This is a genomic window from Duodenibacillus massiliensis (genome assembly GCF_928721995.1).
Taxonomy (GTDB): Bacteria; Pseudomonadota; Gammaproteobacteria; order Burkholderiales; family Burkholderiaceae_F; genus Duodenibacillus; species Duodenibacillus massiliensis.
The window spans coordinates 2,073,701-2,091,442 of sequence record NZ_OV788642.1; the positions used below are offsets into that span (position 1 = coordinate 2,073,701).

Sequence of the window (17,742 nt, forward strand, 5' to 3'; positions counted from 1 at the left end):
TAAAACACGAAAAAATGGAACCTGTGACTCAGATCGATGCCGCGCGGGGTAAGTACCCGGTGGGGCCTGCAAATCACTCAACGCTTACGAAGATGAATTTCGTTGAAGTGCTCTGCGACCGCATGGGGCTGTCGCGCGCCGAAGCCAACGCCGTTGTCGAAACGGTGTTTGACGAAATTCTGCGTGCCCTCGTGCAGCGCCGTGACGTGAAGCTTGCCAACTTCGGGACCTTCTCCACCCGCGACAAGGTGGCCCGTCCGGGCCGTAACCCCAAGACCGGCGAAGCGCACGAAATCAGCGCCCGCAGCGTGGTGACGTTCCTTGCCGCGCCGCACATGCGCGACAGCGTGGCCTCCTTTAAAGAACCCGAAGGCATGGAATCGGTTAAGTAAGTCCGAAAATTGCCTGCGCACGCGCGCCGCTTTTGCTCTAAACTCAGCAGACGATGATGCGTGGGGTGTAAATAAGAAAACCGGAATCAGCACATCATCGGCTGAGTCCGGTTTTTTTCTGCCCTGAGCACAATGAGTATTGATGTTGTTGCAACCGGTTTGATAGTCCAATGTACCCACAGACCTATTCTGTTGATGAGCTCTCCGCACGTTGCGGACTGGCCTCTTATATCCTGCGTTACTGGCAGATTCAGTTCCCGCAGTTAAGGGAAAGCGACGGGTCACCCAAGACCCGGTTCACCGTCAATGACGAAGCGCTCGTGATGCGCATCAAAAAGTTCCTTTACGTCGATCACCTCTCGATTGAGGAAACGAAGGCCCGCATCGCTGAAGAGATTAAGTTTCCGATCGTGGCGCCGCATGTGGGCGTAAAGACTCAGACCGAGCAGGCGGCGGCGAAGGCTGAGGCTTCCGCCCCGCAAGCGCCCGCCGAACCTGAGACTGTGCCGCAGGCCGCAGAGCCTGAAGTGCCCGTTCAAGCTCCCGTTCAGCCTGAGCCCGCTCCGGCTGCCGTGGCGCCGCAGGCCCCTGTTTATGAGCCTTCTGCCGTGCAGCCCGATGTGTCGGTGCTGGTGGCTCAGGCTTCCCGCAAGGCCGTAAACGAAGCGCTTGCGCAGGCAAAGAAGGTGAGCGACGGGGAAATCGCCCGGGTGCGCGCTCAGGCCGATGCCGTTTCCGGCCAGTTTGCCTCGCTTAAGGAGCAGTTGGCCGCGCGTGATGCGGAACTCTCCGAACTGCGTCTTAACCGCACGGCAATGACTGAAGAGTTGCGCCGCGTCAAGGCCGTCTTAAATGAAAAGGAAGTGGCGCTGGCTTCCGTTGAAGAGCGCCTTGCGGCTGCTGAAGAGCGTGTGGCTTCGATGCGTACGGAACTCACCGCGGGCGGCACGGACCTCGTGCAGACTAAGCAGGAGCTGCAGCAAAAAACGGAGGCGCTTGCGCTTTCCCAGAGCCGCGCCGCAACCTTTGAGGCTGACCTCATCAAGGTTCGTGAGAGCCTTGAAGCACAGACTGCTGAAATCCGCCAGAGAGCCGGTGAAATGACCTCACTGCGCGCGGAACTCACAAAGGCCCGCAACGAAACGCAGGAAAAAGAAAATGAGGCTCAGGTGCAGGCCCGCCAGATTGAAGCACTGAAGGCTGAAATCGAGGGGTTGCAGAAGACCGTTGCTCAAAAGAGCGAAGAGGTAAGCCGCATTGAAGCTGTCCGAAGTGAAGAGGCGCAGAAGAGGCAGTCGGTGGACACGCTCTTGGCCGGCAAAGACGAGGAACTGCGCGTCAGCCGCGCTGAGTGTGAGCGGCTTCGTACGGTTTTAAATGCAGCAGTCAATGAACTCAAAAGTCTCATGCCGGCAAAAACTGCGGAGTAATAAAGAAGTCTTTGATTTCAATGCGTTGACGGTTTAACGGCGCCTGCTTGCTGATTTTTCTTGCCGACAGGCGCCGAACTCTGTACAATGCGCAACTCATTCGGGGCGTAGCGCAGCCTGGTAGCGCACTTGCATGGGGTGCAAGGGGTCGCGAGTTCGAATCCCGCCGCCCCGACCAATTCCAGGAAAGGAGATGACGAAAGTTGTCTCCTTTTTTCATTCTTCTGTCCGTGGCTCCAGACAGCGAGTCAGTTTTTCTCCGCAGAATAAGAAAACGGCCGGTGTGCAGTAATCACAAACCGGCCGGTTCTCAGTCTCCAAATCACAGAATTTCCCGCAGGGAAAGCGTGAGGCCCGCGCGCAGGATAAGAAGCCCGAAGTCGGCGCAGAGAGCGCGGGAGGTAAACAGATTTTTCAGCATTTTTTGTAAGGTTTCCGGAAAAAATGGGATCGGTCAGCGACCGACGGTGTGCGCAATGGTGCGCGAGCGGGCTGAACCCAATCTGAAAGACGAACTCTCTGACAGAACTGTCATCTGCGCGTCAGAAACACAATCGGTGCCGGAAGGCACGTCTTTTGGCCTGGCCTCTTGTACACTGCCGTTTTCGGATTGTTTTTCTCTTTGAAAGCCATGCATATCCTGGTGAGTAATGACGACGGCTACAGCGCGCCCGGTATTCAGAAGCTCGCGCACGCGATGAGTAATTTTGGCCGCGTGACGGTGTTTGCGCCTGAGTGCAACCAAAGCGGTGCGAGTAACGCCCTGACGCTTAATAAAACGCTTTCGGTCATGCAGACGGCGGAAAACGTGTTTGTGGTGAAGGGAACGCCTTCGGACTGTGTGCATACGGCGCTCACCGGGTTTCTCAAAGATAAGCCAGATCTTGTTGTTTCCGGGATTAACTGCGGCGCCAATATGGGCGATGACACGCTTTATTCCGGCACGGTCGCTGCGGCGATCGAAGGCTACGTCTTCGGGATTGACTCCATTGCCTTCAGCCAGATTGAAAAGGGCTGGAAAAATCTCGATGCCGCAGTGGATATGGCCTGCGTTGTGGTGGAACGGTTTTTAAGCCGTAAAACGGGAACGGATCCCGTGCTTTTAAACGTCAATATGCCCAACCTTGCCGCCGACGAATTTGAGGGCATTATGGCTACGCGCCTCGGCAGACGCCACAACGCGTATCCGCTCATTCTGCAGCCGGGAACGCAGCAGCCTGCGGTTTACCGTTTGGGCGCAGCGGGCGACCCCCGTGACTGCGGACCGGGCACGGACTTTTGGGCGGTGTCCCACGGCTTTGTGTCGGCAACACCCCTGCAGATTGACCTCACGGCCCACAACCGCGTTGCTGATGCCGCCAAATGGCTTCAGTAAAATATCCGGCAGTTTTCGGCCCGAACCTATTTTTGTGAGCAACTGAATTCATGCAGCTGAAACTTCTTTTTGCCGCAGCGGCCGCGGCAACCCTGGTGGGCTGCTCCACCACGACCACGATGGCCCCGATTGAAAACCACGCGCGGGGCAGTGAGAGTGCGGCAACGACCGTACCCATTGAGGAAGGTTCCTCAACGCAGGTGCCGGCTTCGCCCTACCTCGCGAAAGAAAAAGCCCCGGTTTCAAGCGGCCGCATGCACGTGGTGGTTGCCGGCGATACGCTCTACAACATCGGCGTGCGCTACGGCGTGAACCCGAGGGAACTCGCCGCCTTAAACGGTATTTCCGATCCGACGACGATTTCGATCGGAACTGAACTCAGAATCCCTCAGACCGAGCCCGCCGAAACGACGGTGATGGGTGAGACCATTGAAATGGTTCCTGCGGCGGGGGGCGAAACCGTGACTGCGACAACAACAGCACCCGCAGCGGGTGCGGCGGTTGAAGTTGCCAAGCGCCCTGAGACGCCGGATGAAGCCGCGACGCGCGAAATTGAAGCCCAGAGGGCGATGCGTGAAGCCGCCGCCCGCGGAGAAATTCAGTTCCCGTGGCCTGTGCCCGGAGCGGTGATCGCCACCTACGAGCAGACCGGCAATATGGGGATTGATATCGCGGGCACGATCGGCGAACCCATTAAGGCCGTGCTTGACGGTACGGTGCAGTACGTGGGGCAGAACGTCAAGGGCTACGGTCAGTTCGTGATCGTGCGCCACAACGTGCGTCTGCCCGGTAAGAGCGCGATGCCCCTGGTGACGGTTTACGGCAACACCTCCAAAATCCTTGTGCGCATCAATGAAAGCGTGCGCAAGGGGCAGACGATTGCCCTGATGGGGGATTCCGACAGCGACACGGGCGCCAAGATGCGCTTTGAAGTGCGTCAGGGGCCGCCGCTTGATCCCATGAAGTATCTTGAGCCGCGTAAAGAACCCTAAACGCGGAGCGTACAAAAAAACACCCCGTGCCCGGTCGAGCGTCATCCGATGCCGGCCGGGCTGATTAATTTCTCTGAGAACAGATTAGAAAAAAATGGCCCGAGCAAAGAAAGTCAAGGAACATCCGGTTTACCGCATTGCGATTGAACGCCTGGACGGCGAGGGACGCGGCGTCGGGCACCACGAAGGGAAGGTTGCGTTTGTCGAAGGTGCTTTGCCCGGCGAAACCGTGGATTACGAGTGTTTCCGCAATAAACCCAACTTTGAAATCGGGCGCGTGAAGACGATTCTCAAGGAGTCTTCGCTGCGCGTGACGCCCAAATGCCCGAATTTCGGCATCGGCCCGGGCAGCTGCGGGGGCTGCGCCATGCAGCACCTTGAACCCAATGCCCAAGTGGCCTTTAAGCAGGCGGTTTTAACCGACGCGCTCTGGCACATCGGAAAATTGAAGGCCGAGTCGCTTCTTGCGCCCATTTACGGTCCCTTCTGGCACTACCGCCACAGAGCGCGCCTGACGGTCCGAAACGTTGAGAAAAAGGGCGGCGTGCTCGTGGGCTTTCACGAAAAAAGCTCCAGCTATGTCGCGGATATGAAAGAGTGCCTGATTCTGCCGAAGAAAATCAGCGACATGCTCCCTGCGATGCGTGAGCTCGTCGCTTCCCTTGATATGCGTGACCGGATGCCCCAGATTGAAGTGGCGGTCGCAGGCGACGGCCATACGGCGCTCGTTTTCCGCAATCTTGAGCCGGTGACGGAGGCCGATTCCGCAAGGCTTCTTGCGTTCGGCAAAGACAAGGGCGCCGACATTTGGCTGCAGCCCAAGGGCCCTGAGACCGCCTATCCCATGAACCCGGAAGACGCCGATAAGCTGAGACTTCACCTCGGGGAATTCGGCGTTGACATCGTCTTTAAACCCACGGACTTCACGCAGGTCAATCACGCCTTAAATGAAACGATGGTTTCGCGTGCCGTGCATCTTCTGGGTGTAAAGCCCGGGCATAAGGTCGCGGACTTTTTCTGCGGTTTGGGTAACTTTACGCTCCCCCTGGCGCGGTGCGCGGCGCACGTCACGGGCTTAGAAGGCAGTGATGGGCTTGTGGCCCGGGCGCGGGCCGGCGCCGAAATGAACGGCCTTGCTGAGAAAACCGACTTTATCGCGCGGAACCTCTTTACCTGGAGCGAAGACGACTGGAATGCGCTCTGGGAAAGGTCGGGCGGCATTGACCGCGTGCTCATTGATCCCCCGAGAGAAGGCGCGCAGGCTTTGGCGCAGGTGCTTGCGAAAACCGACAAGCGTCCCGCGCGTGTGGTCTACGTGTCCTGTAACCCGGCAACGCTTGCACGTGACTGTGCGATTCTGCACCATGAAGGCGGCTGGCACATCCGTGCCGCGGGCGTCATGAACATGTTCCCGCACACCGGACACGTCGAAAGCATGGCGGTGCTTGAGCCCGGTCCCAAGCCTGAGAAAAAACCGGAGGAGCCGGTTGCGGCCGAGAGCCTGCAGACGCCTGAAACGACGGCAAAAGACGCCGCCTCTAAGGTGCCTGAAGACGGCGTTTAAAAACCGGCTCCATGCTAAAATAACCGCCCCTTGGCCTTTAAGGGCCGGGGATTGAATTTTCAGGCATCGACTGCGCGTTTTTTTAGGACGCGCGCAGCCGATGTGTTTTTGTGTCTGCGGCAAAGACTGCTGCGGCGGACTTAACCGCAGACTCGCATACTTCTCAAAGAAGAGAAAAGAAGAAATGGCTATTCAGCGTACCCTTTCCATCATCAAGCCCGATGCCGTCGCCAAGAACGTGATCGGCAAGATCTACTCCCGTTTCGAAACCAACGGTCTGCGCATTGTTGCCGCTCAGATGCGTCAGCTCTCCCGTGCCGAAGCCGAAGGCTTCTACGCTGTGCACCGCGAACGCCCCTTCTTTAAGGCGCTCGTGGACTTCATGATCTCCGGTCCCGTCATGATTCAGGTTCTCGAAGGTGAAAACGCCATCGCCAAGAACCGTGAACTCATGGGCGCCACGGATCCGAAGAAGGCCGAAAAGGGGACGATCCGCGCTGACTTCGCCGAAAGCATCGACGCCAACGCGGTGCACGGCTCCGACGCTCCGGAAACGGCGGCTGTGGAAATCGCTTACTTCTTCCCGACCCTTGCGATCTGCAAGCGCTAAGAAGGACACAGGACGGTCATGACGACAACTGAGAGCAGTCAGCAGGAAAAAATTAATCTTCTGGACCTTGACGCCGAAGGCATCCGTGCCTGGTGCGCCTCAATCGGCCAGAAGCCTTTCCGTGCGACGCAGCTTGCGCGCTGGATTCACCGCTACTGCTGCGATGATTTTGATGCCATGACCAACCTTGCCAAAGAGTTCCGGGCCAGGTTGAAGGACCTGGCCTACATCAAAGCGCCATCGATCATTAGGGAACACAAAAGCGCCGACGGCACGCGCAAATGGCTCTTTGATGTGGGTAACGGCAACGCCGTCGAGGCGGTTTTTATCCCGGAAGACGACCGCGGAACGCTCTGTATTTCAACGCAGGCGGGCTGCGCCATGGGGTGCCTTTTCTGCTCCACGGGTAAGCAGGGCTTTAACCGCAACCTCACGACCGGTGAAATTGTGGGGCAGCTTTGGACCGCTGAGCGGGAATTAAGGCGCGAAGGCGGCATCACCGACCCCAACGACCGCGTGATCAGCAATGTTGTGCTGATGGGGATGGGCGAGCCCCTGCAAAACCTCGATAACGTCATTCCGGCCCTGAGAATTTTTCTGGACGACAACGGCTACGGGCTTTCGCGCCGCCGCGTGACGGTTTCCACCTCGGGCCTTGTGCGCCAGATGGATAAGTTGGGCGAAGCGGTGCCCGTGGCACTTGCGGTGAGTCTGCATGCGCCCGACGATGCGCTGCGCGACAAGTTGATGCCCGTCAATAAGAAGCACCCGCTCGAGGAGCTTCTTGCGGCCTGCCGGCGCTATCTGAAGGTGGCGCCTCGGGACTTCATCACGTTTGAGTATCTGCTTTTGGGCGGCATCAACGACGCGCCCGAGCAGGCAAGGGCTCTGGTGAAGCTTGTGAAGACCGTGCCCTGCAAATTTAATCTCATTCCCTTTAATCCCTTCCCGGACTCGGACTTAAAGCAGCCAGAGCGCGAGAAGGTTCTGGCTTTTGCAAAGATTTTGAACGACGCGGGTATTGTCACGACGGTGCGCAAAACGCGCGGCGACGATATTGCCGCAGCCTGCGGGCAGTTGGCAGGCGAAGTGCGCGACCGCACGCGCCGTGCGATCCGCCTCGTGCAGCAAAAGGAAGAGGCCCGTGATCTTCTTGTCAAAGATGCGGCGGCCTCACACTGAGAGTAACGGTTGAAACGATGAGCGTTTACAAAGAACGCCGTGCAACGCATGCGGTAAGCGTCAGAAATGCGGATAACGTCGTGGTGATCGGGGGTGGTCACCCCGTGGTCGTGCAGTCCATGACCAATACCGCGACCGAAGACATTGACGCCACGGTGTGCCAGACGGTGCGGCTTGCCGCAACCGGCTCTGAACTCGTGCGTCTCACGGTCAATACCCCGGCGGCCGCCAAGGCCGTGGCCGCGATCCGCGAGCGGCTCGATGCCTGCGGCTGCTTTGTGCCGCTTGTGGGGGACTTTCACTATAACGGTCACAAGCTTTTAACCGAAGTCCCTGAGTGTGCCAAGGCCCTTTCCAAGTACCGCATCAACCCCGGTAACGTCGGTAAGGGAGAAAACCACGGCAACAATTTTGCGGTGATGGTGGAAACGGCCTGCCGCTACGATAAGCCGGTTCGGATTGGCGTTAACGGCGGCAGCATCGATAAAGAGCTTCTCGCCCGCATGATGGACGCCAACCGCGCGCTCGCCAACCCCAAAACGCCGCAGGAAGTGCTTTTGGACGCCATGGTGGAAAGCGCCGTGCAAAGCGCTGAGGCTGCTGAAAAAATCGGGCTCCCTGCTGACCACATTGTGCTTTCCGCGAAGGTAAGCGACGTCACCGAGCTCATCACGGTTTACCGCGCGTTAAGCAAGCGCGGCAACTGGGCGCTGCATCTGGGACTTACAGAAGCCGGTATCGGCACCAAGGGCGTGGTCGCCAGTACCGCGGCGCTTGCGGTTTTGCTTGCCGAAGGGATCGGTGACACGATCCGCATTTCCATTACCCCGGAACCGGGTAAGGCGCGAGAGCAGGAAGTGATTGTCGCGCAGCAGCTTCTGCAGTCGATGGGCATGCGCCACTTTGCCCCGCAGGTGACATCGTGCCCCGGGTGCGGGCGCACCTCGAGCACGCTTTTTCAGCAGCTCGCACAGGAAACGGAAGATTTTTTAAGAAGCCGCATGCCCGAGTGGCGCAAGACGCGCCCGGGGTGCGAAATGATGAAGGTGGCGGTGATGGGCTGCATTGTGAACGGCCCGGGCGAAAGCCAGGAAGCCGACATCGGCATCAGCCTGCCCGGCCGCGGGGAGTCGCCGGTTGCGCAGGTCTTTGTGGACGGCGCCAAGGTTGCGGGCCTTAAGGGCGACTCAATGGCCGGGGAATTTAAACAGATGATTGAGGACTACGTCGAGAAGCGCTGGTCCGGCAAAAAGAATTAAAGGAAAAAGCAAAATGGCAAAGATTAAGATCGCCGGCATCAAGGGGATGCCCGACATGCTCCCCGAAGAAAGCGCTGTATGGGAGTTTTTCACCGATACGGCCCGCCGTATGGCGTCGCTCTACGGTTTTCGTCAGATCCGCACGCCGATTCTTGAGCAGACGGCGCTTTTTACCCGCGGTATCGGGGAAGTGACCGATATTGTCGAAAAGGAAATGTATTCCTTTGAAGACAGCATGAACGGTGAAAAACTCACCCTGCGTCCGGAAAATACGAGCGCCGTCGTGCGCTGCGCCATTGAGCACAGCCTCACCTACAACGCCCCGCAGCGCCTCTGGTACTTCGGGCCGATGTTCCGGCACGAGCGCCCGCAGCGCGGCCGCTACCGGCAGTTCCATCAGTTCGGCTGCGAAGCCCTCGGTTTTGCCGGTCCCGACATCGATGTCGAGCTTCTCGCGATGATCGCGCGTCTCTGGAAAGCGCTCGGAATTGAAGCGCGCCTCGAACTCAATACCCTGGGAGAACTCGAAGAGCGAGCCAAGCACCGCGAGGCGCTCATTGCGTACTTTCAGCAAAACGCCGATATTTTGGACGAAGACGCAAAGAGACGGCTTCTCACAAACCCCCTGAGAATTCTGGATACAAAAAATCCGGACATGCAGGAGATGGTGAACGCCGCGCCGAAGTTACTTGATTTTCTCGGTGAAAAGTCCCTGGCGTTTCTGAAAAAACTTGAGGACGGTGTTTCCGCCCTGGGGATCAGCTACACCGTGAACCCCCGTCTTGTGCGCGGGCTCGATTACTATAACCACACCGTTTTTGAGTGGATTACTGATAAGCTCGGCTCCCAGGGGACGATCTGCGGCGGCGGCCGCTACGATCCTCTGATCGAAATGCTCGGGGGAAGACCCACGCCCGCAGCCGGTTTTGCAATCGGCGCCGAACGCGTCATCGAACTCATGAAGGAAGTGAAGGGCGAGATGAAGGCCGCGGACTGCGACGTCTACATCGTGCACCACGAGGGAGAGGCTGAACGCAAGGCTGTCGCCCTGGGTGAGATACTCCGCGACAAGGGCCTCAGAGTTGTTGTGCACGCCGGCAGCACCGCCTTTAAGACGCAGATGAAGCGCGCAGACCAGTCGCTTGCGCAGTGGTGCGTGATTGCGGGCGAAGGCGAAGTCGCTGAAGGTAAGCTCACTCTGAAGCACTTGAGAAACACTGCGGGCGAACAGGTTTTTGAGGACCAGGTGACGCAGCCTGAAGCTGAAGTGATTGAACGGATTGTCAAGGGTTGATTTGTTTTCAGCCCTCTGTCATCGGAATTTTTGCAAAGACAACAAAGGACACACTGAAAAATGGCATACGATTTGGAAGAACAAGAGTCCCTTGACCAACTGAAAGCCTGGTGGGAAAAGTGGGGAACAGCCGTTCTCTCCGTGATTACCGTGGGGTGCCTTGCCTTTGCCGCCTGGAACGGCTGGAACTGGTATCAGCGTTATCAGGGCTCTAAGGCGACGATCGCCTACGTGCAGCTGCAGAACGCCTTCGTGCAGGGCGACGCCAAAAACGTTGTTTCCATTGCCGACGGCCTTATGAAGGAGTATCCCGGCAACGTCTTTGCCGGTCTTGCCGGTTTTTACCGCGCCGCCGAAGCCCAGCGGCAGAAAAAGCCCGATGAAGCGCGTCAGGCCTTAAACTGGATCATTAACGAAAGCGGCCGTCCGGAATACGAAACCGCGGCGCGCGTGCGTCTTGCAGGCATTGAACTTGATGCCGGAAAGGCCGATGCGGCGCTTTCCGTTTTAACAGCAGCTAAGCCCCTGGAAGCCGATGCCGTGAGTTTTAACGACCGTCTCGGAGACGTTTACTTTGCCTTAAAGCGCTACGGCGAAGCCAAGGCCGCCTGGGAAAAGGCCCTCAAGGCCGACGCCTTTGACGGTACCGTCACGCCGCTTCTTAACATCAAACTGCAGTCGCTGCCCGTTGAGACAAAGTAACGGACAGACGTCAAACCCAACACTTCCGTAAAAGGAAACCTTACCGTGAAAATCAAACGTACGCTTTCACTTTGGGCGGCAGCTGCCGCGGCGGCACTTGTTTTGTCGGGCTGCGGCTCTCCGGACCCGCATGAACCGGCGGAACTGCAGGACTACCGCGAACTCGTGCAGATTAAGGAAGACTGGACGGCGGGCGTGGGTGAGTCGCTTACCGGGCTTTTAACGCCTGCGGTCACCGAGCGCGGCATCTATGCTGCCGGCGACAGAAGTGTTTACCTCCTGGATCCGGCAACCGGCAAAAAGCTCTGGGAGACGGAGACTGAAAGCGAAATCACCGCGGGTGTGGGCACCGACGGGCGTCTTGTGGCCGTGGGTACCGCCTCGGGTGAACTCGAAGTCTTTGATGAAACCGGTAAGAAACTCTGGCAGGTAAAGCTCTCAGGCGAAATGAGCGTGCCGCCCCTGGTGGGCTCCGGTTTTGTCGTCGTGCGCACCGCCGACACCCGTGTCACTGCCTTTGATGCGGCAACCGGCGAGCGCCGCTGGCGCTATCAGTCGCAGGTTCCGGCGCTTACCGTGCGCACTGCGGCTCAGATGAAGTTTTCCCCGGCCGGAATCCTCGTCGGGCAGGCTAACGGCAGGCTTCTTGCACTGGACGCCCAGGGGAAGATGGTTTTCGATGCGGTGATTGCGCAGCCCAAGGGCATCACCGAAGTCGAGCGGCTTGTCGACGTCGTGGGCTCGCCCTTTGTGGACGGCCGCATGATGTGCGCGGCGGCGTTTCAGGGCAATATCGTCTGCATGAGTTCTCAAAACGGCAGGCTTCTCTGGTCGCAGCCCGTTGACGCCGTCACGGGCCCGGTAAGTGACGGGCATAACGTCTACGTTGTGACCGCTCAGGGCGACATTCAGGCCTTTGACTACGAAACCGGCAAGCCCGTGTGGACCAACAAGGATCTGAAGTGGCGTACGCCCTCGGCGCCGGTTCCCATGAATAAGGTCATTCTGGTCGGTGACTACGACGGTGTGATTCACGCCCTTGACCAGGCAACGGGCGAAATCGTGGGCCGTACCACGGTCTCCGGCGCCGTGAATGTGGCTCCCTTGGTGTTGGGCGAAGGCCGCGTGCTCGTGCAGACGGCCGATGGCGAAATTGCCGCGCTGACGCTTTCCGAATAACACGAAATAAAAACACAAACGGGTGACGTGATGCTTCCAGTCGTAGCACTTGTCGGACGGCCCAACGTCGGTAAATCCACGCTTTTTAACCGCCTCACTAGAACGCGTGACGCGATCGTGGCGGATTTTCCGGGCCTTACGCGTGACCGTCAGTACGGTCAGGGTAAGGTCGGGCCCTGCGCTTATATCGTTGTCGATACGGGCGGCTTTGAACCTGTAAGAAGCGAAGGCATCGTGCGGGAGATGGCCGGACAAGCCGAAGCAGCGATTGCCGAAGCCGACGTCGTGATCTTTGTCTGTGACGCAAGAAGCGGGCTCACGCCGCACGATGAGCGCATCGCACGGCACTTAAGAAGCGCGGGCCGCCCGATTTTCCTCGCAGTCAATAAGTCTGAGGGCTTGGACGACAGCCACGTCGCGGAATTTCACGAATTGGGTCTCGGAGACCCCTGGCGGATTTCCGCCGCGCACGGGCAGGGGGTCTCAGGCCTCTTGCAGACCGTGCTTGAGCCCTTCGTGAACGCTCAGGACGAAGAAGAGACCGAAGAGACCGATCCTGACGCCCCTAAGCGCATCAAGGTGACGGTAGCAGGTCGCCCCAATGTCGGTAAGTCCACGCTCATCAACGCCCTTTTGGGGGAAGAGCGCCTCATTGCCTACGATATGCCGGGCACGACGCGCGACGCGATTAAAACCGAGTTTGAGTATGACGGCAGGCCTTTTGAGCTCGTCGATACGGCGGGTCTGCGCAAAAAGGGCCGTGTTTTTGAAGCTGTTGAAAAGTTTTCCGTCATCAAAACGCTGCAGGCCATCGAGCAAAGTAACGTCGTGGTACTGGTGATTGACGCGATGGACGGCGTGTCCGCGAACGACGCGCATATCGCCGGTTACGCAATGGAGGCAGGGCGCGCTTTGGTGGTGGCCATCAACAAGTGGGACGGCGTGGATTCCTACAAACGCTCGATGGTGGACGTCGATATCGAACGAAAGTTCAACTTCCTGCGCTGGGCGCGCTTTATTCACATTTCGGCCTTAAAGCGTAACGGACTGAACCATCTCATGAAGGCGGTGGTGGACGCGCATAAGGCGGCGTTTGCGAAACTCCCGACCCCGAAACTGACGCGAGCGCTGCTTGAAGCCGTGAGCATTCAGCAGCCGCCCCGCGACGGCCGCATCCGTCCGAAGATGCGCTACGCGCACCAGGGCGGCATGAATCCGCCGGTGGTTGTGGTGCACGGCAACAGCCTGCAGGCCGTCAGCGACAGTTACCGCCGTTACCTCGAAGGTTTTTTCCGGGAGAAGTTCGATCTCGCGGGGACACCCTTGAGGATTGAATTCCGCACGGGCCGCAATCCTTACGCGGAAGAGGGCAAAAAGTAGTCTTTGCGTGACAAATGCGTACATTTTTTCCGGCCGGCGTGTGGTTTCACCGCAACCGGCCGTCTGAAGTGATGATAAGATAACCCAATCCGTTCCCCGGACACGTACGTCCGCAGACAGAAAGTAAGCCGGCAAAGGGGATTTTCAGACCTTTGCCGTTTCTTTCTGGGCGTATGCCCGAGGCACCAACAACAAAAACTATTGCCAAGGCGCGGTCGTTAAACCCGTGCCGGAGAAGAAAAAATATGAGCACGATCAACAAAGGGCAGCTGTTACAAGACCCGTTTCTCAACATCCTCAGGAAGGAACATATTCCGGTTTCCATTTACCTCGTGAACGGAATAAAGCTTCAGGGGCAGGTGGAAAGCTTTGATCAGTACGTGGTGCTTTTACGCAACACCGTCACGCAGATGGTCTACAAGCACGCCATCAGCACGGTCGTTCCGACCCGCGCCGTCAACATGCCGAGTATTCCGGAAGAGTAATTTGACCAAGTTTCGTTATGAAAGCGCGCGGGAGGCCGAACCTACCCGCGCGTTTCTTGTCACGGCCGCCATCGGCCGCACCGTTTGGGCTGATGCGGGCGATGAGCTCGCGGAACTCGTGCGCTCCGACGGTCTTGTCCCCGCAGGTTATCTTGCCGCCCGCCGCGACAAACCCGATGCCGCAACGTTTTTAGGAAGCGGCAAAATCGAAGAGATCAAAAATCTCGCGCAGGCAGCAAAAGCAAGCATCGTCGTCTTTGATGCGGCGCTCTCGGCCGCCCAGGAGCGCAACATCGCGCAGGCCTGCGGCATAGCGGTGATGGACAGAACCGAACTCATTCTTGAAATTTTCCGCCGGCGCGCCAAAAGTAAGGAAGGGCGCCTGCAGGTGGAGCTGGCGCGCCTTGAGCACCTCGCCACGCGCCTTGTGCGCGGGTGGACGCACCTGGAGCGCCAGAGAGGCGGGCTCGGTAAGACCGGCGGCCCCGGTGAAAAGCAGATTGAGTTGGACAGGCGTCTGCTTTCCAACCGCGTGAAGCAACTCAGGGATCAGCTCAAAAAACTGCAGAAGCAGCGTGACACGCAGCGCAAATCCCGCAGCGAAGGCGAAACGATGACGGTGAGCCTTGTGGGCTACACCAATGCCGGAAAGTCCACGCTTTTTAACCGTTTGACGCGCGCGGAAACCTATGCGGCCGATCAGCTTTTTGCCACGCTTGATACAACGGCAAGACGCTGCTGGCTTGAGGGCGAAGACTGGATTGTCGCAAGCGACACCGTGGGCTTTATCCGGGGGCTTCCGCATCAGCTTGTGAACGCCTTTAAGTCAACGCTTGATGAGACGGTGCATGCTGATCTTCTCTTACACGTCGTTGATTCAAGCTCGGCCTTCAAAGACGAGCAGATTGCTTCGGTTAACGAAGTTTTACGTGAAATTGAGGCCGACACCGTCCCCGTCATCACAGTCTTTAATAAAATCGACCGTTCGGGGATGACGCCCGGGATTGTCAGGCGCGACGACGGCACGGTGAAGTCCGTGACGGTGAGCGCCTTAACGGGCGAGGGCATTGACGATCTGCGTCATGCCGTGGCAGAGTTTAAGCACGTCTGGGCCGAGGAAAACAAATCGTTGCCCCGGGAACCCGAAGACTGGGAGCGCGAGGCGGCGGAAATTTTGGACGGCAACGACAACCTTTCGGACCCGAAAAACTGATGTGCGGAAGCTGACGGCACCGGGGAGACGCGTTGTGCCGGCAGACCCGCTGATTGAATATAAACTCAGAGAGGAATTGATATGTCCCTTAATGACCCCCGCTGGGGCCGTACCGGCGACGATCAGACAAAACCGGCGCAGACCGGAGGCGAGACGCCCAAAAATGAGGCGGAAAACACGCAGCCCGCAGGAAGCGATGCGCCCCGGACCGGTGCGCCTCAGGCCGAGGCGCCGCGCGGGGATATGCCGCGCGCTGAAGAGCCGCGCGCCGACAATAACAGCCGCCCCCGGCAGCAGCAAAACGGCGCCGCGGACCTTGATCAGCTCTGGGATGACTTTAACCGTGCCTTGGGCGGCCTTTTGGGCGGCCGCGGGCAGGCTAACCGCGGCAGAAACCCGCAGGAAAAAAATTTTGATGACCGCGGGTTAAACGACTTCAGGCCCGATAACGGCGGGGACGAACCCCCGTCGAATAACCCGCCCTCAGGCCGCGGCAACCGTTCGCGTTTCCCGAAGGTGCCCGACGGCGTGGGTTTCGGTTTGGGCGGCATTGCCGTACTTGCCTGCGTTGCGGTCGTCGCGTGGGCCGCAAGCGGCTTTTACATCGTCCCTGAAGGGCAGGTGGGTGTCGTGACGACCTTCGGCAAGTACACCAAGGACGCCTCCGCCGGTTTTAACTGGCGCATGCCCTGGCCCATTCAGGAGGCCGAAATCGTGGACGTCTCAAGCGTCCGAAAGGCTGAGATCGGTATCCGCGGAACGACGAGCCGCTTACGGGAAGCGCTGATGCTTACCGACGATGAAAACATCGTCGACGTGCAGTTTAACGTGCAGTACCGTATCCGCCCGAATGCCGCCAAGGACTACCTCTTTAAGACCCGTGACCCAGATCAGTCCGTGGTGCATGCCGCCGAAAGCGCCATGCGCGAAGTCGTGGGCCGCAAGACCATGGATTCGGTCCTTTTTGAAAGCAAGCAGGAAATTGCCGAGAGCGTGAAAACGGGCATGCAGTCAATGCTTGACCGCTACAACACGGGTATCGAGGTGATGAGCGTCGCGATCCAGAACGCTCAGCCCCCGGAACAGGTGCAGGCTGCCTTTAACGATGCGGTCAAAGCCGGCCAGGACCGTGAGCGCCAGATCAACGAAGGTGAAGCCTACGCCAACGGCGTCATCCCGAAGGCCCGCGGTATGGCTTCGCGCCTCAACCAAGAAGCCGAAGGCTACAAGGCCCGCGTGACCGAGGCCGCCCGCGGTGACGCCGAGCGCTTCAAGAAGATTCTCGCGCAGTACGAAAAGGCGCCTGAGGTGACGCGTGACCGCCTCTACGTCGACATCATGAAGGAGCTCTACGCCAACTCCTCCAAGATCCTCGTTGACACCAAAACCAACAACAATCTGCTCTATCTGCCTTTGGATAAGCTCATGGAAAAGTCCGCGGCGGAAGCCAAGGTGACGGATACCGCGCCTCAGAGTACAACGACGCCCGCCGTGCAGGCACCCGCTGCAGTGCAGCAGCCGGTTGTCCGCGATATCGATCCGCGTGAAATGCTGCGTCTGCGCGGCCGCTGAGAGTAGGGAGAGAGAAAAGTGAAAAAACTGACAACACTCGTGGTGGCCGTTGCCGTGATCGCGGGCCTTGCGCGTCTGTGCCTTTATACCGTGGGCGAGCGTGAGTACGCACTTGTCTTCGGCCTCGGGGAACTTAAGCACATTCAGGCTGAACCGGGCCTGTACGTGAAGCTGCCTGCGCCCCTGCAGAACGTGGTTTACCTTGATAAGCGCATTTTGTCGCTTGACACGCCGCAGGCCGACCTCGTGCAGACAAGCGAAAAAAAGAACCTTCTCATCGACAGCTTCGTGAAGTGGCGCATTGGCGATCCGCGCCTTTACTGGGTGTCCTTTCAGGGCAGTGAACGCGCCGCCGAAGACCGTGTCTCCGCCCTTTTGCGCGACGTCTTAAACCAGACCGTGAACCGCCGTACCGTGAACGAAATCACCTCCCGCGGCCGCGAGCAGGCGATGCGTGACATCAGCACGGGCCTGCAGGCCCGCGTCAAGGACGTCGGTATCGAAATCGTTGACGTGCGCTTAAAGCGCGTGGACTTTACGCCGGAAATTTCCGAGTCCGTCTACCGCCGCATGGAAGCCGAACGTAAGCGTGTGGCCAGTGAAGAACGCTCCACGGGTGCCGCGGAAGCCGAAAAGATCCGGGCCGACGCCGACCGTCAGCGTGAAGTGATTCTTGCGCAGGCCTACCGTGACGCCCAGAAGATTAAGGGCGCGGGGGACGCCGAAGCCAACCGCATCTACGCCGAAGCCTTCGGCCGGGATCCGGAATTCGCGCGCTTTTACCGCAGTGTTGAAGCCTACCGCGAAGCTTTCGGCAAAAAGGGTGACGTGATGGTCACCGACACCAACGGTGAATTCTTCCGTTACTTCAAAAACGACAAAAACAATAAGTAACGGTACCGACCGTCCGTTGCCGACCCCATGAAAGTCATCGTTTTGGCGCTTGCGTTTGCCGCGGTCTTTGAAAGCCTTTTTCCGGTGATTGCTCCGCACTTATGGAAGCGGTCGCTAGCGGAACTTTCAAAGGCCGATGAGGCGTTTGTGCGGCGCGTTGCTTTGGTGATTCTTGCGGCGGCACTCACAGTCATCTGGACCGTGACGGAGATTACTTGA

General features: G+C 58.5%; 17 protein-coding genes and 1 tRNA gene. All 18 read left to right on the forward strand.

The features are described 5' to 3' along the window. Positions 1-14 precede the first annotated feature (14 nt). Entirely contained in the window at positions 15-392 is a 378-nt protein-coding gene (locus tag NXF97_RS09520) for an integration host factor subunit alpha (RefSeq protein WP_022373734.1), read from the forward strand. A 170-nt stretch (positions 393-562) separates the two neighbouring features. After that, positions 563-1,822, forward strand: coding sequence for a MerR family transcriptional regulator (locus tag NXF97_RS09525; RefSeq protein ID WP_022373733.1), 1,260 nt, complete (start codon positions 563-565; stop codon positions 1,820-1,822). A gap of 101 nt (positions 1,823-1,923) precedes the next feature. Further along, positions 1,924-2,000 (forward strand) — tRNA-Pro (locus tag NXF97_RS09530). A gap of 453 nt (positions 2,001-2,453) precedes the next feature. Continuing rightward, positions 2,454-3,197: a 5'/3'-nucleotidase SurE gene (surE, locus tag NXF97_RS09535; RefSeq protein ID WP_022373732.1), complete on the forward strand. Its 744-nt coding sequence runs from the start codon at positions 2,454-2,456 to the stop codon at positions 3,195-3,197. Between the two features lie 50 nt (positions 3,198-3,247). Beyond that, positions 3,248-4,189 carry a M23 family metallopeptidase gene (locus NXF97_RS09540; protein WP_022373731.1) on the forward strand — a complete coding sequence of 314 codons (942 nt, stop codon included), beginning with the start codon at positions 3,248-3,250 and terminating at the stop codon, positions 4,187-4,189. A gap of 94 nt (positions 4,190-4,283) precedes the next feature. Then, entirely contained in the window at positions 4,284-5,753 is a 1,470-nt protein-coding gene (rlmD, locus tag NXF97_RS09545) for a 23S rRNA (uracil(1939)-C(5))-methyltransferase RlmD (RefSeq protein ID WP_074009042.1), read from the forward strand. 184 nt (positions 5,754-5,937) lie between these two features. Next, a complete protein-coding gene (ndk, locus tag NXF97_RS09550; protein ID WP_074009236.1) occupies positions 5,938-6,363 on the forward strand; it encodes a nucleoside-diphosphate kinase in 426 nt (141 codons plus the stop codon). An 18-nt stretch (positions 6,364-6,381) separates the two neighbouring features. Further along, positions 6,382-7,545, forward strand: coding sequence for a 23S rRNA (adenine(2503)-C(2))-methyltransferase RlmN (rlmN, locus tag NXF97_RS09555; protein WP_274955817.1), 1,164 nt, complete (start codon positions 6,382-6,384; stop codon positions 7,543-7,545). A 17-nt stretch (positions 7,546-7,562) separates the two neighbouring features. Next, the gene (ispG, locus tag NXF97_RS09560) at positions 7,563-8,804 is read left to right on the forward strand and encodes a flavodoxin-dependent (E)-4-hydroxy-3-methylbut-2-enyl-diphosphate synthase (protein ID WP_274955818.1); all 1,242 of its coding nucleotides are present in this window, start codon (positions 7,563-7,565) and stop codon (positions 8,802-8,804) included. A gap of 13 nt (positions 8,805-8,817) precedes the next feature. After that, complete coding sequence (hisS, locus tag NXF97_RS09565; RefSeq protein ID WP_274955819.1) at positions 8,818-10,098, forward strand: histidine--tRNA ligase; 1,281 nt, start codon at positions 8,818-8,820, stop codon at positions 10,096-10,098. Positions 10,099-10,158: 60 nt separating this feature from the next. Beyond that, a complete protein-coding gene (locus NXF97_RS09570) occupies positions 10,159-10,800 on the forward strand; it encodes a YfgM family protein (RefSeq protein WP_022373725.1) in 642 nt (213 codons plus the stop codon). 45 nt (positions 10,801-10,845) lie between these two features. Further along, positions 10,846-11,979 (forward strand): outer membrane protein assembly factor BamB, encoded by a 1,134-nt coding sequence (gene bamB, locus NXF97_RS09575; protein WP_274955820.1) that lies wholly within the window; start codon positions 10,846-10,848, stop codon positions 11,977-11,979. Between the two features lie 30 nt (positions 11,980-12,009). Beyond that, positions 12,010-13,359, forward strand: coding sequence for a ribosome biogenesis GTPase Der (der, locus tag NXF97_RS09580; RefSeq protein ID WP_274955821.1), 1,350 nt, complete (start codon positions 12,010-12,012; stop codon positions 13,357-13,359). Between the two features lie 245 nt (positions 13,360-13,604). Continuing rightward, positions 13,605-13,844, forward strand: coding sequence for an RNA chaperone Hfq (hfq, locus tag NXF97_RS09585; protein ID WP_022373722.1), 240 nt, complete (start codon positions 13,605-13,607; stop codon positions 13,842-13,844). A 1-nt stretch (position 13,845) separates the two neighbouring features. Continuing rightward, a complete protein-coding gene (hflX, locus tag NXF97_RS09590) occupies positions 13,846-15,057 on the forward strand; it encodes a GTPase HflX (RefSeq protein ID WP_274955822.1) in 1,212 nt (403 codons plus the stop codon). Positions 15,058-15,138: 81 nt separating this feature from the next. Next, positions 15,139-16,629, forward strand: a complete 1,491-nt coding sequence (gene hflK / locus NXF97_RS09595; RefSeq protein ID WP_274955823.1) for an FtsH protease activity modulator HflK — start codon at positions 15,139-15,141, stop codon at positions 16,627-16,629. 18 nt (positions 16,630-16,647) lie between these two features. Next, positions 16,648-17,523 (forward strand): protease modulator HflC, encoded by an 876-nt coding sequence (gene hflC, locus NXF97_RS09600; protein WP_022373719.1) that lies wholly within the window; start codon positions 16,648-16,650, stop codon positions 17,521-17,523. Positions 17,524-17,550: 27 nt separating this feature from the next. Next, a complete protein-coding gene (locus NXF97_RS09605; RefSeq protein ID WP_074009036.1) occupies positions 17,551-17,742 on the forward strand; it encodes a DUF2065 domain-containing protein in 192 nt (63 codons plus the stop codon).

Coding starts and splice junctions, on each gene's coding strand:
- surE (WP_022373732.1), top strand. CDS start 2,454: ATGCATATCCTGGTGAGTAATGACGACGGCTACAGCGCGCCCGGTATT.
- hfq (WP_022373722.1), top strand. CDS start 13,605: ATGAGCACGATCAACAAAGGGCAGCTGTTACAAGACCCGTTTCTCAAC.
- ispG (WP_274955818.1), top strand. CDS start 7,563: ATGAGCGTTTACAAAGAACGCCGTGCAACGCATGCGGTAAGCGTCAGA.
- hflK (WP_274955823.1), top strand. CDS start 15,139: ATGTCCCTTAATGACCCCCGCTGGGGCCGTACCGGCGACGATCAGACA.
- der (WP_274955821.1), top strand. CDS start 12,010: ATGCTTCCAGTCGTAGCACTTGTCGGACGGCCCAACGTCGGTAAATCC.
- hisS (WP_274955819.1), top strand. CDS start 8,818: ATGGCAAAGATTAAGATCGCCGGCATCAAGGGGATGCCCGACATGCTC.
- NXF97_RS09525 (WP_022373733.1), top strand. CDS start 563: ATGTACCCACAGACCTATTCTGTTGATGAGCTCTCCGCACGTTGCGGA.
- rlmD (WP_074009042.1), top strand. CDS start 4,284: ATGGCCCGAGCAAAGAAAGTCAAGGAACATCCGGTTTACCGCATTGCG.
- ndk (WP_074009236.1), top strand. CDS start 5,938: ATGGCTATTCAGCGTACCCTTTCCATCATCAAGCCCGATGCCGTCGCC.
- NXF97_RS09605 (WP_074009036.1), top strand. CDS start 17,551: ATGAAAGTCATCGTTTTGGCGCTTGCGTTTGCCGCGGTCTTTGAAAGC.
- rlmN (WP_274955817.1), top strand. CDS start 6,382: ATGACGACAACTGAGAGCAGTCAGCAGGAAAAAATTAATCTTCTGGAC.
- NXF97_RS09520 (WP_022373734.1), top strand. CDS start 15: ATGGAACCTGTGACTCAGATCGATGCCGCGCGGGGTAAGTACCCGGTG.
- NXF97_RS09570 (WP_022373725.1), top strand. CDS start 10,159: ATGGCATACGATTTGGAAGAACAAGAGTCCCTTGACCAACTGAAAGCC.
- NXF97_RS09540 (WP_022373731.1), top strand. CDS start 3,248: ATGCAGCTGAAACTTCTTTTTGCCGCAGCGGCCGCGGCAACCCTGGTG.